This window comes from Natronosalvus rutilus, from assembly GCF_024204665.1.
In the GTDB taxonomy this organism is placed as follows: Archaea; Halobacteriota; Halobacteria; order Halobacteriales; family Natrialbaceae; genus Natronosalvus; species Natronosalvus rutilus.
Window position 1 is genome coordinate 2,860,042 of sequence record NZ_CP100355.1, and the last position, 12,983, is coordinate 2,873,024.

General features: G+C 64.3%; 12 protein-coding genes. 5 read left to right on the top strand and 7 right to left on the bottom strand.

Annotated elements, in window-relative coordinates; all coding sequences use genetic code 11:
• Window positions 1-64 precede the first annotated feature (64 nt).
• Both NGM29_RS13755 and NGM29_RS13760 read right to left on the bottom strand, forming a co-directional pair.
• The gene (locus NGM29_RS13755; RefSeq protein ID WP_254156903.1) at window positions 65-901 is read right to left on the bottom strand and encodes an aldo/keto reductase; all 837 of its coding nucleotides are present in this window, start codon (window positions 899-901) and stop codon (window positions 65-67) included.
• 83 nt (window positions 902-984) lie between these two features.
• On the bottom strand, window positions 985-1,722 hold the full coding sequence (locus NGM29_RS13760) for a proteasome assembly chaperone family protein (protein WP_254156905.1): 738 nt from the start codon (window positions 1,720-1,722) through the stop codon (window positions 985-987).
• A gap of 148 nt (window positions 1,723-1,870) precedes the next feature.
• Between NGM29_RS13760 and NGM29_RS13765 the strand changes: the two genes are divergently transcribed.
• Both NGM29_RS13765 and NGM29_RS13770 read left to right on the top strand, forming a co-directional pair.
• Window positions 1,871-2,785 (top strand): RsmB/NOP family class I SAM-dependent RNA methyltransferase, encoded by a 915-nt coding sequence (locus NGM29_RS13765; RefSeq protein WP_254156906.1) that lies wholly within the window; start codon window positions 1,871-1,873, stop codon window positions 2,783-2,785.
• Window positions 2,785-3,300: a DUF7122 family protein gene (locus NGM29_RS13770; RefSeq protein ID WP_254156907.1), complete on the top strand. Its 516-nt coding sequence runs from the start codon at window positions 2,785-2,787 to the stop codon at window positions 3,298-3,300. The genes NGM29_RS13765 and NGM29_RS13770 overlap by 1 nt, the downstream gene beginning before the upstream one ends.
• Window positions 3,301-3,360: 60 nt before the next feature.
• Here NGM29_RS13770 and NGM29_RS21605 read toward each other — a convergent pair whose 3' ends face one another.
• The 3 genes from NGM29_RS21605 to NGM29_RS13780 form a co-directional block, all read right to left on the bottom strand.
• The gene (locus tag NGM29_RS21605) at window positions 3,361-3,480 is read right to left on the bottom strand and encodes a DUF7989 family protein (RefSeq protein ID WP_484549573.1); all 120 of its coding nucleotides are present in this window, start codon (window positions 3,478-3,480) and stop codon (window positions 3,361-3,363) included.
• Between the two features lie 245 nt (window positions 3,481-3,725).
• Window positions 3,726-4,031: a HalOD1 output domain-containing protein gene (locus NGM29_RS13775; protein WP_254156908.1), complete on the bottom strand. Its 306-nt coding sequence runs from the start codon at window positions 4,029-4,031 to the stop codon at window positions 3,726-3,728.
• Between the two features lie 106 nt (window positions 4,032-4,137).
• Window positions 4,138-7,413, bottom strand: a complete 3,276-nt coding sequence (locus tag NGM29_RS13780; protein WP_254156909.1) for a PAS domain-containing protein — start codon at window positions 7,411-7,413, stop codon at window positions 4,138-4,140.
• A gap of 195 nt (window positions 7,414-7,608) precedes the next feature.
• On the opposite strand from NGM29_RS13780, the gene NGM29_RS13785 reads away from it, so the two are divergent.
• A complete protein-coding gene (locus tag NGM29_RS13785) occupies window positions 7,609-7,890 on the top strand; it encodes a ubiquitin-like small modifier protein 1 (RefSeq protein WP_254156910.1) in 282 nt (93 codons plus the stop codon).
• A gap of 39 nt (window positions 7,891-7,929) precedes the next feature.
• On the opposite strand, the gene NGM29_RS13790 is transcribed toward NGM29_RS13785, so the two are convergent.
• A complete protein-coding gene (locus tag NGM29_RS13790) occupies window positions 7,930-9,606 on the bottom strand; it encodes an aldehyde ferredoxin oxidoreductase C-terminal domain-containing protein (protein ID WP_254156911.1) in 1,677 nt (558 codons plus the stop codon).
• A 213-nt stretch (window positions 9,607-9,819) separates the two neighbouring features.
• Between NGM29_RS13790 and NGM29_RS13795 the strand changes: the two genes are divergently transcribed.
• Window positions 9,820-10,137: a hypothetical protein gene (locus tag NGM29_RS13795; RefSeq protein WP_254156912.1), complete on the top strand. Its 318-nt coding sequence runs from the start codon at window positions 9,820-9,822 to the stop codon at window positions 10,135-10,137.
• A gap of 47 nt (window positions 10,138-10,184) precedes the next feature.
• Here NGM29_RS13795 and NGM29_RS13800 read toward each other — a convergent pair whose 3' ends face one another.
• Window positions 10,185-12,212, bottom strand: coding sequence for an AMP-binding protein (locus tag NGM29_RS13800; RefSeq protein WP_254156913.1), 2,028 nt, complete (start codon window positions 12,210-12,212; stop codon window positions 10,185-10,187).
• 111 nt (window positions 12,213-12,323) lie between these two features.
• Here NGM29_RS13800 and NGM29_RS13805 point away from each other — a divergent pair, with 111 nt between their 5' ends.
• Complete coding sequence (locus tag NGM29_RS13805) at window positions 12,324-12,914, top strand: GNAT family N-acetyltransferase (RefSeq protein ID WP_254156914.1); 591 nt, start codon at window positions 12,324-12,326, stop codon at window positions 12,912-12,914.
• Window positions 12,915-12,983: the final 69 nt, after the last annotated feature.

A 12,983-nucleotide genomic window follows, 5' to 3' on the forward strand; every position in this document is an offset into this window, starting at 1 on the left:
TTGATGCAGATCAGATATCGATAGAACCGATTAATTGCTCAGAGAACTACTAGTGCTGTCAATCTCAATTCCAGGGAGCCATATCCGGATCAACCTCCCGTTTTGTTTCCTCGAGCCCGTCGATCCTCTCGAGATCCTCCTCGTCCAACTCAACTCTCAGCGACGCCCAGTTGTCCGAAATGTGACCCTCGCCGGTCGCTTTCGGAATCGCGGTGACGCCCTTCTCTCGGAGCCAGGCGAGACTGACCTGGGCCTCGCTAGCGTCGTGCTTCTCCGCCACGGACTGTATCTCGGGTACGTCGAAGACTTCGCATCGAGCCAGCGGCGAGTAGGCGACGAGTTCGACGTCGAGGTCGGCACAGACCGAGCGAACCTCTTCCTGGGGGAGCAGCGGGTGACACTCGACCTGGTTCGCGAAGAGGGGCGCGTCGAGGAGGTCGACCGCCTCCTCGAGGTGACGAGGCTCGAAGTTGCTGACGCCGACGTTGCGGATCAGGCCGTCGTCGTAGAGCTCGTCGAACGCGGTCAGCGTCTCCTCGGCGTTGTAGGTCCTGGCCGGCCAGTGGACGTACAGCAGGTCGACGGCGTCGACACCGAGTTTCCCCAGGCTCTCTTCGGTCGTCTCGAGGACGTCGTCGTGGGCGAGGTTGGAGGTCGACACTTTCGTCGCCAGGAAGACGTCCTCCCGGTCGACGTCGGCGTCGGCGATTCCCTGACCGACGTACTCCTCGTTGTGGTATCCCTGGGCGGTGTCGACGTGACGGTACCCCATCTCGAGGGCGGTTCGGACGGAGTCCGCACACTGGTCCGGATCGGTGTTCTGCCAGGTGCCGAGTCCGAGCATCGGCATGCCGTTCGCCGCCGGACAGTCTCCACTGGTCGGTTCGGAACTGGAATCCATACTCGAGCGCTAGCGGACGAGTCGAAAAGGCGTTGGGTTTGCGGGTGCCGCCTCGGGCGACGGGTCGAACGTGGATGCGTCGGCTACTGGTACATCCGCAACGGCTGGGCCTGCGTGCTCTCGGCGGATTCGACCTCGCGCATCCGTTCGGCGAACGCCTGGCGCTGTTCCTGAATTTCCCCCGCCCGCTCGATCAGTGCCTCGACGTCGAGTTCGACGTCGGCGATTGGACAGATGCCGTCCTCGAGGAGGACGCTCGCCGCCTCGGGGTCGGGAAACTGTGGGCTGCACTCGACGACGAGCCCGAACGAATCGGTCCCGAGTTCGGCCGCCCGGTTGAGCAGGGCGCCGGTCGGACCGCTGATGACGCCGTCCTCCGTCGGGCTATCGATGCCGTAGGTGTCGACGGCGTCGGCGTCGCCGGTCGTGACGCCGAACAGTTGGGGCGGTTCGTCTCGCTGGGAGGGCAAGCCGCTGAGGTACACCGGCGTCGCGTCGTGGTCGACCGCCCAGCTGGTCAGACAGCCGGCGACCGACTCGAGCGCTTGCGTGCTGATTGGAACGTCGCTCTGGAGGGCGATGACGTCCTCGTCCTCGCTGACGTAGAGACGGACGGGCGGCTGGATGGTCGTCGATCCGTCGCGGTAGATCCCGATTCGGGGGAGTCCGTCGCAGTGGACGCTCGCGTAGTAGCGCATATCGAGCTGGTCGATCAGGTGGTCGGTTGCGATTTTCCCGACGAGACCGATGCCGGGAAACCCTTCGACGAGCACTGGATCCTCGAGTTCGGCTTCCGGCCCCTGTCTACGGATCTCTGACATAGTCGAGGTGACGCCGTCCGACGACTTAAAACCGGCCGCGGCAGGCGCCCGCGGCCGTCGATCCCCTGGCGCTGATCCCCCTGGTGCCGACCCCATGTCGCCAACCGCTTCGAAACCCACAAGCGAAGCGCCCTCGAATCACGTCTCAATGGAGCCACTCGAGCGGTACCGGCCGATCATTGACGACTTCGAGGCGTTTCGGGCGGCCTGTGAGCGGCCGCTCGGAATCGCCGTCCGGGTGAACACGATCAAGGCCTCCGTGGAGCGAGCGATAGCGACCCTCGAGCACGACGACATCGAGTACGAGCAGGCCGCGTGGAATTCGCGGGTACTCCGCCTCGAGACCGACTCGCCGGGGTCGACGTGGGCCTCGTTTCACGGGTTCGTCCACACCCAGGAGGAGGTCTCCGCGGTGCCGCCCGTCGTTCTCGACCCCGAACCCGGCGAGACCGTGTTCGACGCCTGCGCGGCCCCCGGCGGCAAGGCGACCCAGCTGGCCGCGCTGATGGACGACCGAGGCACGGTCGTCGCCAACGACAGCAACCTCGGTCGTCTCTCCGCCCTTCGGTTCAACGCCGAACGCCTCGGCGCGACGTCGCTGGCGGTCACCCACCAGGATGCGCGAAATTTCTCGTTCTCACCGCTGGCCGTCGACCAGTTCGATCACGCGCTCGTCGACGCCCCCTGTTCGTGTGAGGGGACGATTCGCAAGAACCCGACGACGCTCGAGGAGTGGTCCGAGGACCACGTGCACTCGGTGGCGGGCATTCAGAAGGGCATTCTCCGGCGAGCGGTGCAGGCGACTCGGCCGGGCGGTACTGTGGTCTACTCGACGTGTACGTTCGCTCCGGAGGAGAACGAAGCGGTCGTTCAGCACGTCCTCGATGCCGAGGACTGTCGCGTCGTCGACGTGGATCTCGACTCGGACCTCCAGTACGCCCCCGGCGTTACCGAGTGGAACGACGAGACCTACGACTCGAGCCTCGAGCGGGCGATCCGCATCTACCCCCACCACAACGACACCGGCGGCTTCTTCGTCGCGAAACTGGAGGTGGGCGCCTGATGGCCGACGACCTCGAGGCGAACGTCGGCCAGCAGTTCGATCGGCTTCCGGCGACGGACGCCGACCGAAGCGTCGAGGGTCGGGCCTCGCGCGAAGCGGTGCTCGAGTACTTCGAGGACCGCTTTGGCATCCCGGCGGAGACGTTCGACGAGCACACGTTCTGGGAGAAAGGGGCCGGGAAAATCTGGATCTACAGCGGGGAGAGCCCGTCACCGGCGGAAATCGAGGCCCTGGGGATGACCTGCTTGCGAACGCGACAGGAACACTGGAAACCGACGACGGATTTCGTACAGCGGTTCGGGCGTCACGCCACCCGATGCGTCTTCGACCTCTCGGACGCGGAAGCGGCCCGGTTCGCCGACGGCGAGGACCAGGCGCTCGAGTGGGACGGCGACTGGGGGTATCTGATCGCCGCACACGAGGTCGACGGCGACTGCGAACCGATTGGCATCGGCCTCTATCTGCACGGCGAACTCAGGTCGATGATTCCGAAGGGGAGACGGCGGTCGCTCTGAAGCCAATGGTTCGTTTGCGGAGGGAGAACGGATCCAGGTCAGGATAGCCGCCAGTTACTTTTACTCGTCCGATTCGTCGTCTGCTCGTCCGCGGTGCCAGACGTTCGTGACGGAGTCTCCTGCTGGCGGGGTATGGCTAACGTCCTTCATCGTCTCGGATGTGGGGGTTTTCGATGACATGGACAGACGTAGCGAGACGTCCTATAAAGACGTTGCCTATGGGGAATGAATACAATATAGTGTGTTAATATCACACTATATTTTGGGTATGAGCAGATGCTCGCTGCTCCTGCTCGTTTCTCGTTACTTGCTACTCGCTTCTCGACACTCGGGATTCGTTATCCGTTACGTGCTACTCGGTACTCGCTCTCCAACAACGACGGCGTCGCTCCCCGTCTCACTCGCTCGAGAAAATCCAAAACCGATCAGTCGTCGAGTGACTCGACGTTGATTTCGCCGCCAGCAGAGACGGTTACGAGACACTCGTTGTACGCAAACGAGACCGTTCCGTCAGATCGAAGCCCCTCCGCGCGGGGCTCGAAGAGGCGCTCGAGCGCGTCGGCGTCGATCGCGTAGTGAAGCGGATCGAGTTCCGTGACGTCGAGTCCGGTAAACGTCGCTACGGCGTCAGCGACGGTGACGCTCAGCGGTTCGTCGTCGAGTCGATCGAATTGAACCGAGTACGATTCAGTCGTTCCGGCGCGAATTTGTGGCGAAGATGTTTCAGTCATCGTGTTTTCAACCCCCCGTAGAGATGGGAAGACAGATGACCGTTTGCAGGTGTGGGTAAAGAGTCTGGCTGTTAATTCTATAACGAGGATGTAGGAAGGGGGTTAATCAATTAACCCTACTCCACTCGTAATCGAAAACGGCGGTGAAGAGCTTTCGCTCGGCCGATCGCACGTGGTTGTGGAACGCCGGTGGCGAGATCCCGAGCGACCCGGCGAGTTCCTCGCCCGTGGTCTCTCGCGGCCACTCGAAGAAGCCGCCGTGATAGGCGGTTTGAACGACTTCTCGCTGGCGATCGGTCAACAGCGACAGGAACTGGTCACGCTCGCGCGTCCTCGGGTCCCCGGCCAGGCGTTCGTTCTCGTCCGACCGCTCCCGACGGGCGACCATCGACGCCGAGAACCCTCGTCGATTCATCTCGGCGAGAACTTCGCGGACGGCGACGGAGTTCGGTATCTCCAGCGTTGTTCGCGTTCCCGTCTCGGGGTGGACCGTAAACGATCGAAGCAGGCCGCCGTGGCCGTCGACGACGGCGGCGAGGAACGGCTCCGTCAGCTCGAGCTGGATCACCGTTCGGTCGTCGGTTCGACTGATGATCGTTCCGTCGGTGACCGTCTCGATCGAGTCCAGGACGTCGGGTTCGACGTCGCTATCGACGCTCGCGAAGACGGTCGATGTGCCGTCGTCCTGTTGAATAATTCCCTCGAGTTCGACACGGGCGTTCGCGACGCTGGAGAGGGCTGTCAGCGGCGTCTCGGTCGTCACTTCGAGTTCGACTTCGGTCGTCGCACCGCCCAGGAGCGCCTGTTTTCGCTGCACGGCGTTGATCGTGTAGGCGACGGTTTCGCCGAGGTCGTCCAGGACGGACCGGATGGGTCCGTCGAACCCCGTCCGATCCGTACTGTAGAGCGTCAGGATACCGTACAGGAAGTCGTCGAAGACGAGCGGCACGGCGTAGACGCTCTGGAAGTCCCGCGAGAGGGCTTCGGTTCGCCAGGCGCCGTGACGGAGGTCCTGGGCGACGTTGTCGACGTTCGTCGGTTCGAGCGTGCGAGCGGTTCGACCGGCCGGTTCGGCGGCTGGGTCGTCGACGGCCGTCACTGTCACCGACTCGAGATAACCGCGGCCGTACCCGGCTTCGTGACGCGCCAGTATTTCGTTGCCGCCGGGATCCGGTTCGCCGATCCAGACGTACGAACAGTCCTCGAGGTCCGTGAGTCGATCGCAGAGCCCGGTCTCGATTTCGTCCCTCGAACTCGCGCGTAACAGGAGCGACTCGATCTCTTCGCGGAGGGAACTGGCCTCGTTCAGGCGCTCGAGATACTCGTTCTGTCGTTTGAGCTCCTGTTCGCGTTCGTGCAGTCGCTGGGTTCGACTGATCCGGTCGAGGGCCGCTTCGGCAGTCGCGCCGAACACCTGCGCGAGGTCGACCGTTTCGTCGGTGAACTGGCCCTCTTCGGTCGACAGCGTCGCCAGCACGCCGTGTTCACCGAGTGGGACGAAGAGCCCGCTTCTGACGGCGGTATCCTCGTCGTAGACGTGTGGCGACGTTCGAATGTCGTCGAAGACCTTCGCTTCGCCGTCGACGAACGTCTGCCAGGAGATGCTTTTGTTGGGCCCTAACCGTGGTGGCGAGCCGATGTCAGTCAAGAGGTCCGTCGTGTACGCGGCCGGAACGAGTTCGTTCTCCCGGTCGTCGAACCGGAACACGACGACGTTCTCCAGGTTTAGCACGTCGGTGGCGACGTCGACGATGTACTCACAGGCGGTCTGTTTCGATTCGACCGTCAGTAGGTGCTGGGTCGCTTCGTACAGCGTGTTGAGCGTTTCGTCGTACTGGCGGCGTTCGGTGACGTCGACGCCAATGCCGATGATCCGTTCGACCGTTCCACCGGTGACTACTGGTCGATACCAGGTCTCGAAGATTCGATCCTTGATCCGCTGGAAGCTGTGGACCGATTCGCCGCCGAGCGCTCGGTTGACGTCGCCGATGACCGACGGATGCTCCGCGTACACGTCGTATATCGACTGGCCGACGACTGACCCTGGATCGAGCCCGATTCGCTCGAGGCCACGCCCTTCCGAGAGGGTGAACGTTCCGTCGTCATCGATGACGAACAGGACGACGGGGACGTTTTCGACCAGGACCTGGAGCCGTTCGGACCGCTCGACGAGCGCGCGTTCGCGCCGAACTCGTCTCGACACGTCTCTGAAGTAAATCGACAACCCCGTCGGTGACGGGTACATCCGGGCTTCGATCCACCGATTGAACGGTTCGTAGTAGCTCTCGATCGTTCGTGCCTCCTGTGATTGCAGGGCTGCAATCGCCTCTCGCTGGAAGTCACCGCCTTCGGCTTCCGGGAAGACGTCGACGAACGACCGTCCCAGGGTCTCCTCTTTCGACGTCTCGAGGAGTTCTTCGGCCCTCTCGTTGAGATACGTGAAGTTCCCGTTCGTGTCGAGAGAAAAGAACGCGTCGGTGACGCGGTCGAACGACTCGCTCAACTCGTGCTTGACCCGCCGGTAGGCCGTGATGTCGCGGGCCGAAACGACGATTCCGTCCACGGCCGGGTCCTCGAACCGGTTCGTGAGGACCGCCTCGTGAACGCGCCAGGTTTTGTCGGCGTGTCGGTACCGATACTCGCAGGTTTTCGACGTGCCGGTGTCTGCCTCGCGAACGGCCTCGAACGCCCGGTAAAACGAATCGCGGTCGTCGTAGTGGATGCGTTCGTCGAACGGGTGGTCGACGAGCACATCGGGGTCGGCACCGACGATGTGGGGCGTGGACGGCCCGGCAAAGGTTACTCGCCCGCCGTCGTCCAGGACCAAGAACAGCGACTGCGACTTTTCGATCAGCGTCCGGCACCACGTGTTCACTTCCGCTGCGGCCGCCGTCGCTCGCTGGCGGTCGAGAACGGCCGCGAGACGCCGTCGGAGCAGACCGGGGTGCTCGGCCGTAGTGACGTCGACCACGTCGTTCGCACCGGCATCGAGCGCGGCCTCGAGATGTGCCGCCAGCGGGTCGCCGTCTCGGTTCCGACCGCGGTCGGAGACGGCCGATCGGTCGGCTGGCGGACCGACGATCACGGGTACGTCCTCGAGTGCTGCGGAGGCGGCCGAAACGGTCTCGACATCGTCGGTGATGATGCAGTCGACCGTCTCGAGGGACTCGAGTCCCGGCGGCCGCTCTTCGACGGCCGAAACCGGGCCGTAGACGCTCACGGGGTGATCGGCTCGCTGGCTCCCGTCGTCGCCAGCCCACGTCCGTCCGTCCTCGGCATTCTCGGGTTCGGCCGGCGGGCCGATGCCCTCGAGCCAGGACGCAGTGCCGACGGCCAGCACCGTTCCCGTCGCCGCTTCCATCGCGTGGCGCATAGACTCCATTGCGCGTAGATCACTAAAAGGGCGCCGCTGCGCCGACCCGGTGGTTCCGGTTGCGACCTGATTGCTGCGGATACGACCTAGTGGCTCCGGATACGACCCGGTGACTCCGGAGACGACTCAGTGGCCCCGGCTACGACCGGACGAACGGGCGCCAGAACCCGTACGTACAAGAGCGAACGACTCCTCCGTCGAGACGTGCAACTTGTGTGTGTCTTCTTCGGGCCGTTTCGCGAGGACACCGGCGAGACGACGACCGAATGGGAACCGGACGGCGAGACCGTCCACGACCTGCTCGTCGAACTCGAGGCCGCCTATCCGGTGCTCGAGGGCCGCCTGCTCGACGCCGACGAGGGGTCCCTCGCCGGGAAGACGGTCGTGACGAAGAACAAGCGGGACGTCAGACACCTCGACGGTCTCGAAACGGAACTCGAGGACGGCGACGTGTATCGGCTCGTGCCGTCGGTGTACGGGGGCTGACGGCGAGCCGCTGGTGACGGCGACCTGAACTCGGCCCCGTCAGTCCGCGGAGGGAGCGACCGAATCGACTCGCCCCGCCGGAACCGTCCCGTCGTCGTTCCAGCCGCGAGCCTCATAGTACTCACCCACTGCGGCCTCGAGGTCCGGCAGGTCGTAGGGAGTTCGGTCGTCCTCGACGCCGAACCCGCGCTGGTTGTTGAAGTGGCGCTCCCGCTCGACCGTGCGAGCGCCGACGGCCATGAGGTCCGCGTAATCCGCGTCGAAGAGTTCCTCGAGTCGCTCGTCGGTCACGTAGTCGCCGCCGAACGCGCAAACGATTCCTGTATCGCGAAACGCCGACGAGTTCTCCTCGTCGACCAGTGTCTCGGCCTTGCCGAGCGTGCCCTCCGGGTCGAGTTCACCGCTGTACTCGAGGCTCAGCATGCCGGCGTACATGTGGTCGCCGCCGCGGTTGGCGACGGCGTAGGAAAGCCCCTGCCCGTGGAGGACGCGCCCGTCGTGGGCGGCGAACTCCATCCCCTTGACCGTGTAGTTGTCGACGCCCAGTTCCTCGTGACAGCGGTGGACGCCTTCGGCGAGTACGTCGCCGATGCCGTCGCGATAGGCAATTCGCTCGGTAACCTCGTGGGCGAGGTCGGCTTCGCCGAAGGCGTCCTCGCTCTCGAGGTAGGCGGCGACCGTCACGCCGGCGGAGATGGTGTCCATCCCCAGCATGTCACAGAGTTCGTTCCCCTTCATCACGTCGACGACGTCGCCCACCCCCTGCAGGGAGCCAAAGGAGTAGACCGTCTCGAACTCCGGTCCCTCGGTCTCGAGGGCCGTCTCCTCGTCCCTGGTCGGAAGTTTACAGCCGTAGGCGCAGGCCGAACAGGCCGCGCGCTTGTACTTCTTCTCCTCGACGGCGTTGCCGCCGATGTCGGCCACGTGTTCGAACTCGTAGTCCTGGAAGTACCGCGTCGGCAGGGAGAAGTTGTCGTTGATGAACTCGGTACCGCCAGTCGTCCCCTGGCGTTTCATCAGGTCATCGGACTCGGCGGCTTCCTTGTGAACGTCCATCTGGACCGGCGGGAACTCGACGTCGGGCGCGGAGTCGCCCTCGAAGGTGACGCACTTGACGTTCTTCGACCCCAGAACGGCCCCGAGCCCGCCCCGACCGAACGCTCGCGAGTCGAAGGTCATCACGCTCGCGAAGCGCACGAGGTTCTCGCCGGCGGGGCCGATGGCGATGCAGTGTTCGGGGCCGAGGTCTCGGGTGTCGGCCATGTGCTGGGAGATTCCGGGTACGAGCGCGTTCTCGAGCTTGGGGACTGGTTCGAACTCGACTTCGACGCCGTCCTCGTCGTCCGTAACGTGTACCGCGAGCAACTCGTCGCTCTCGCCGACGACTTCGAGGACGCTGATGCCCGTTCCCACGAAGTTCCGGGAGAGGTAGCCGCCGGCGTTGGTGGAGACCAGGCCGTCTGTCAGCGGTGAGAGCCCGGTCATATTCATTCGGCCGGTGAAGGACATCCGGCTCTGCTGGAGCGGTCCCGTCGAGAGGTAGGCACGATTCTCGGGCCCGAACGGATCGGCGTCGAACGGGATGCGGTCGTGGGCGAGGGCGGTGGCCGTCGCGCGGCCGCCGACGGTTCGCTCGAGCACGTCGTCGATATCGGTCGTGGTTGCGGTCCGGTCGCTCACGTCGACCGTGAGCAGGGGACCCCGTGCGTGGCGCATACACGTGGGGTCGGACTCGAGTCTCTTATAGTATCGGCTGCCGGCCGGTTTCGGTTCCCTGGCTGGTTTCGGTTCTCCGGTCGCATCCGATCGATCACGCCGTTCCTGGACGGGGAAGACCAACTGCTCTCGATGCAGTAGTCCGCGAAAAGTATTGTATCGCACTCCGTTCCTGAACGTAATGCAACGTGGTGTGTCTGTGGGGGATCGCGCGTGTCCGTGTGGTCGCCGTCGAAATCGCTCCACGCTCGCTGTCTCTCGAGTCGATACACGATCTGCTTCCGTGGTCCCATCTGTACCGTTCGAAAGCAGATCATCAGTATGTGGGGTGGTGACACGGAAGCGTGTTGTGCCGTCGATAGCAGGCATCGCTCTCTCGAGGGATTCGACGTCGAACGGGACCGATTCTCGGTCTCGAAACCAGAAGGCGATACCGTTTCGCTCGGATCAGTACGTCTCGAGTCAGTACAGGATGAACGTGAGCGCGAGCGCGAGGAACGCGTCAGCAGGAGCATCATCGCGATCGCGTAGCCGAACATCTCTCGATGACCATCACGGTCGCGGACAGCCTGACCGCCCTACCGGGCGTCCTCGAGCGCCTCGAGCGCGTCCGGGTTCTCGAGACTCGAGAGGTCGCCGAGGTCCTCGCCGGTGTAGGCGGCCTCGATGGCCCGGCGGATGATCTTGCCCGACTGCGTCTTCGGGAAGGCGTCGACGAAGAGGATCTCGCGGGGTCGGAACGGTTTGCCGTGCTCCTCGCCGATCTGTTCCCGGAGTTCCTCGCGGAGTTCCTCCGATTCGTCGACGCCGTCCTCGAGGATGGCGTAGGCGACGACCGCGGTGCCGGTCGTGTCGTCGGGGACGCCCACCGCCGCGGCCTGGTTGACGGCCTCGTGATCGATCAACACGCCCTCGATTTCGGCGGGACCGACCTTCCGGCCCGCCACGTTCAAGGCGTCGTCGGCCCGACCGTGGAGGAACCAGAAGCCGTCCTCGTCCTGCTGGGCCCAGTCGCCGTGATCCCAGAGGTCCTCGAAGGTGGACCAGTACTCCTCGAGGTAGCGTTCGTCGCCACTCCACAGCGATTTGGTCATCGAGGGGCACGAATCGCGGGTGACGAGGAAGCCGCGCTCGTGATCGTCTTTCACCGAATTACCGTCCCGGTCGACGATGTCGATGTCCATGCCGAGGCCGGGACCGCCCAGGGTACACGGCTTGAGCGGCTGGTCGGGCATCGGCATCAGGAAACAGCCGCAGATCTCGGTGCCCCCGGAGATGTTGACGATCGGTGCCTTGCTCCCGCTAACGTTCTCGTAGAACCATTGCCAGCTCTCGGGGTCCCACGGTTCGCCCGTCGAGCCCAGTATTCGAAGGGAGGAGAGGTCGTGGCCCTCGAGCCACTCGTCACCGTGCTTCCGAAGCGCGCGGATGGCGGTCGGCGAGATGCCGAACTGGGTGAGTTTGTGGCGGTCGATCATTTCCCAGAAGCGGTCCGGGTTCGGGTGGTCGGGGGCGCCCTCGTACATGAAGACGCTGCCGCCGAAGGTGTGGACGCCGATCAGGGTCCAGGGCCCCATCATCCAGCCGATGTCGCTGACCCAGAAGAAGCGGTCGGCGGGTTTGAGGTCGAACCCGAAGTGGAGTTCCTTCGCACACTGCGTTTGCACGCCCGCGTGCGTGTGGACGATTCCCTTCGGCGTCCCCGTGGTGCCCGAGGAGTACAGCAGCATCGATTCCTGGCTCGAGGGCAGCGACTTGCTCTCATACTCGTCGCTCTGGCTCTCGACGGCATCGTGCCACCACGCGTCGCGGGCGTCGTTCCAGGGGATTTCGACGCCGGCAGCCGGGCCATCATCCTCATCGTCGCCGGCATTGCTCGAGCCCAGTCGATCGAAGACGACCGTGTGCTTGACGTGGCCCGCCTGGGCGATGGCGTCGTCGGCGCTCCCCTTGAGCGTGATCGGACTGCCGCGGCGGTAGAAGCCGTCGCCCGTAAAGAGGACCGAACACTCGGCGTCTTCGATGCGGGTGGCGACGGCGTCGAGGCCGAAGCCCGAGAAGATGGGGACGGCGATGGCGCCGACTTTGAAACAGCCGTACAGGATCGACACCACTTCCGGCACCATCGGCATGTACAGCCCGACGGTGTCGCCCGTTTCGACGCCTGCCGACTCGAGGTAGTTCGCCACCCTGTTGGCCTGGCGGTGGAGTTCGTGGTAGGTAATCTCCCGGACCTCGCCGTCTTCGCCCTCCCAGATGATGGCGACCCGGTTTCGGTTCGCGGCCTCGAGGTCGGCGTGACGGTCGACGGTGTTGTGGGCGATGTTGAGCTCGCCGCCGGGGTACCAGTCGGTGAACTGCGGGCCGTCGCTGTCGTCCCGGACCTGGTCGTAGTCCGCGTAGAAGTCGATGCCCAGGTAGTCGACCAGTTCGTCCCAGAACCACTCGACTCCGCTTTCGCCGTCGCCCCGGTCGGTCGTGGTGCGCTCGATCAGGTCGTCGTAGTCCTCGATGCCGTACTCGCGCATGAACGCCCGGACGTTGGTGGACTCGACGAACGCCTCGTCGGGTTCGTGAACCACCTCGTCGATCAGGTCCCCTTCCATGTCACTGGCAAGGTTTGCCGTCCCGTGTCATGAACGTTACCGTCTCGAGGCCGGCCGAAACCTGCGAGTACCCCACAAACGCTTTTGGCCGCGGCGGCCCTAGCTCGAATCATGTACGTACGGGACGCGAAAAACCGGGAAGAGGTCTGGCTTCTCGATCACATCGAGGCAATGGGGCTCGACGACACGGCGTTCCGATCGCGCGACTACGTGGTCGCCATCGACGAAGAGTCGGGGGAGAAGGCGGGGTTCGGCCGCATCCGCGTCCACAAACCCGACGACGCTGACGACGTCTGCGAGTTGACGAGTATCGGCGTCCTCGAGGAGTGGCGCGGCCAGGGCGTCGGCGCCCACGTGATCGAGCGGCTAGTTGAGTACGCCGACGACGAGGGCTTCGAGACGGTCTACACCCTCACCGGTGAGGGGGCCTACCTCGCGCAGTTCGGCTTCAGTCGCCTCGAGGAATCGGCTCTCCCCGCCGTGTTACAGGAGCGACTGGCGGACAAACGGGAGGGCGTCGATCCGGACGCGGTCCCACTTGCGATAGGCGTCGACGGGTTCGAGATGCCCGGACGGCTACGGGAAGCGTTCAAGGAAGCGAACGAATCCGGGGACGCCGACGCTAGCGACGAGGATTCCCCCGAGGACTTTGGCATCGATCCTGACACGGCCACGTACAAGTACGACACCGGCCGTCGATGACGCTCGAACCCCGGCACGGCCCGTCCGATGAAGAAAGTCACTTAGCCCTGCCATGAGTGGGAGTCGACA

Bases quoted from the DNA above. Each gene is read 5' to 3' on its own strand.
- NGM29_RS13775 (WP_254156908.1), bottom strand. From the start codon at position 4,031: ATGACTGAAACATCTTCGCCACAAATTCGCGCCGGAACGACTGAATCG.
- NGM29_RS13765 (WP_254156906.1), top strand. From the start codon at position 1,871: ATGGAGCCACTCGAGCGGTACCGGCCGATCATTGACGACTTCGAGGCG.
- NGM29_RS13760 (WP_254156905.1), bottom strand. From the start codon at position 1,722: ATGTCAGAGATCCGTAGACAGGGGCCGGAAGCCGAACTCGAGGATCCA.
- NGM29_RS13800 (WP_254156913.1), bottom strand. From the start codon at position 12,212: ATGGAAGGGGACCTGATCGACGAGGTGGTTCACGAACCCGACGAGGCG.
- NGM29_RS13790 (WP_254156911.1), bottom strand. From the start codon at position 9,606: ATGCGCCACGCACGGGGTCCCCTGCTCACGGTCGACGTGAGCGACCGG.
- NGM29_RS13770 (WP_254156907.1), top strand. From the start codon at position 2,785: ATGGCCGACGACCTCGAGGCGAACGTCGGCCAGCAGTTCGATCGGCTT.
- NGM29_RS21605 (WP_484549573.1), bottom strand. From the start codon at position 3,480: ATGTCATCGAAAACCCCCACATCCGAGACGATGAAGGACGTTAGCCAT.
- NGM29_RS13805 (WP_254156914.1), top strand. From the start codon at position 12,324: ATGTACGTACGGGACGCGAAAAACCGGGAAGAGGTCTGGCTTCTCGAT.
- NGM29_RS13780 (WP_254156909.1), bottom strand. From the start codon at position 7,413: ATGGAGTCTATGCGCCACGCGATGGAAGCGGCGACGGGAACGGTGCTG.
- NGM29_RS13755 (WP_254156903.1), bottom strand. From the start codon at position 901: ATGGATTCCAGTTCCGAACCGACCAGTGGAGACTGTCCGGCGGCGAAC.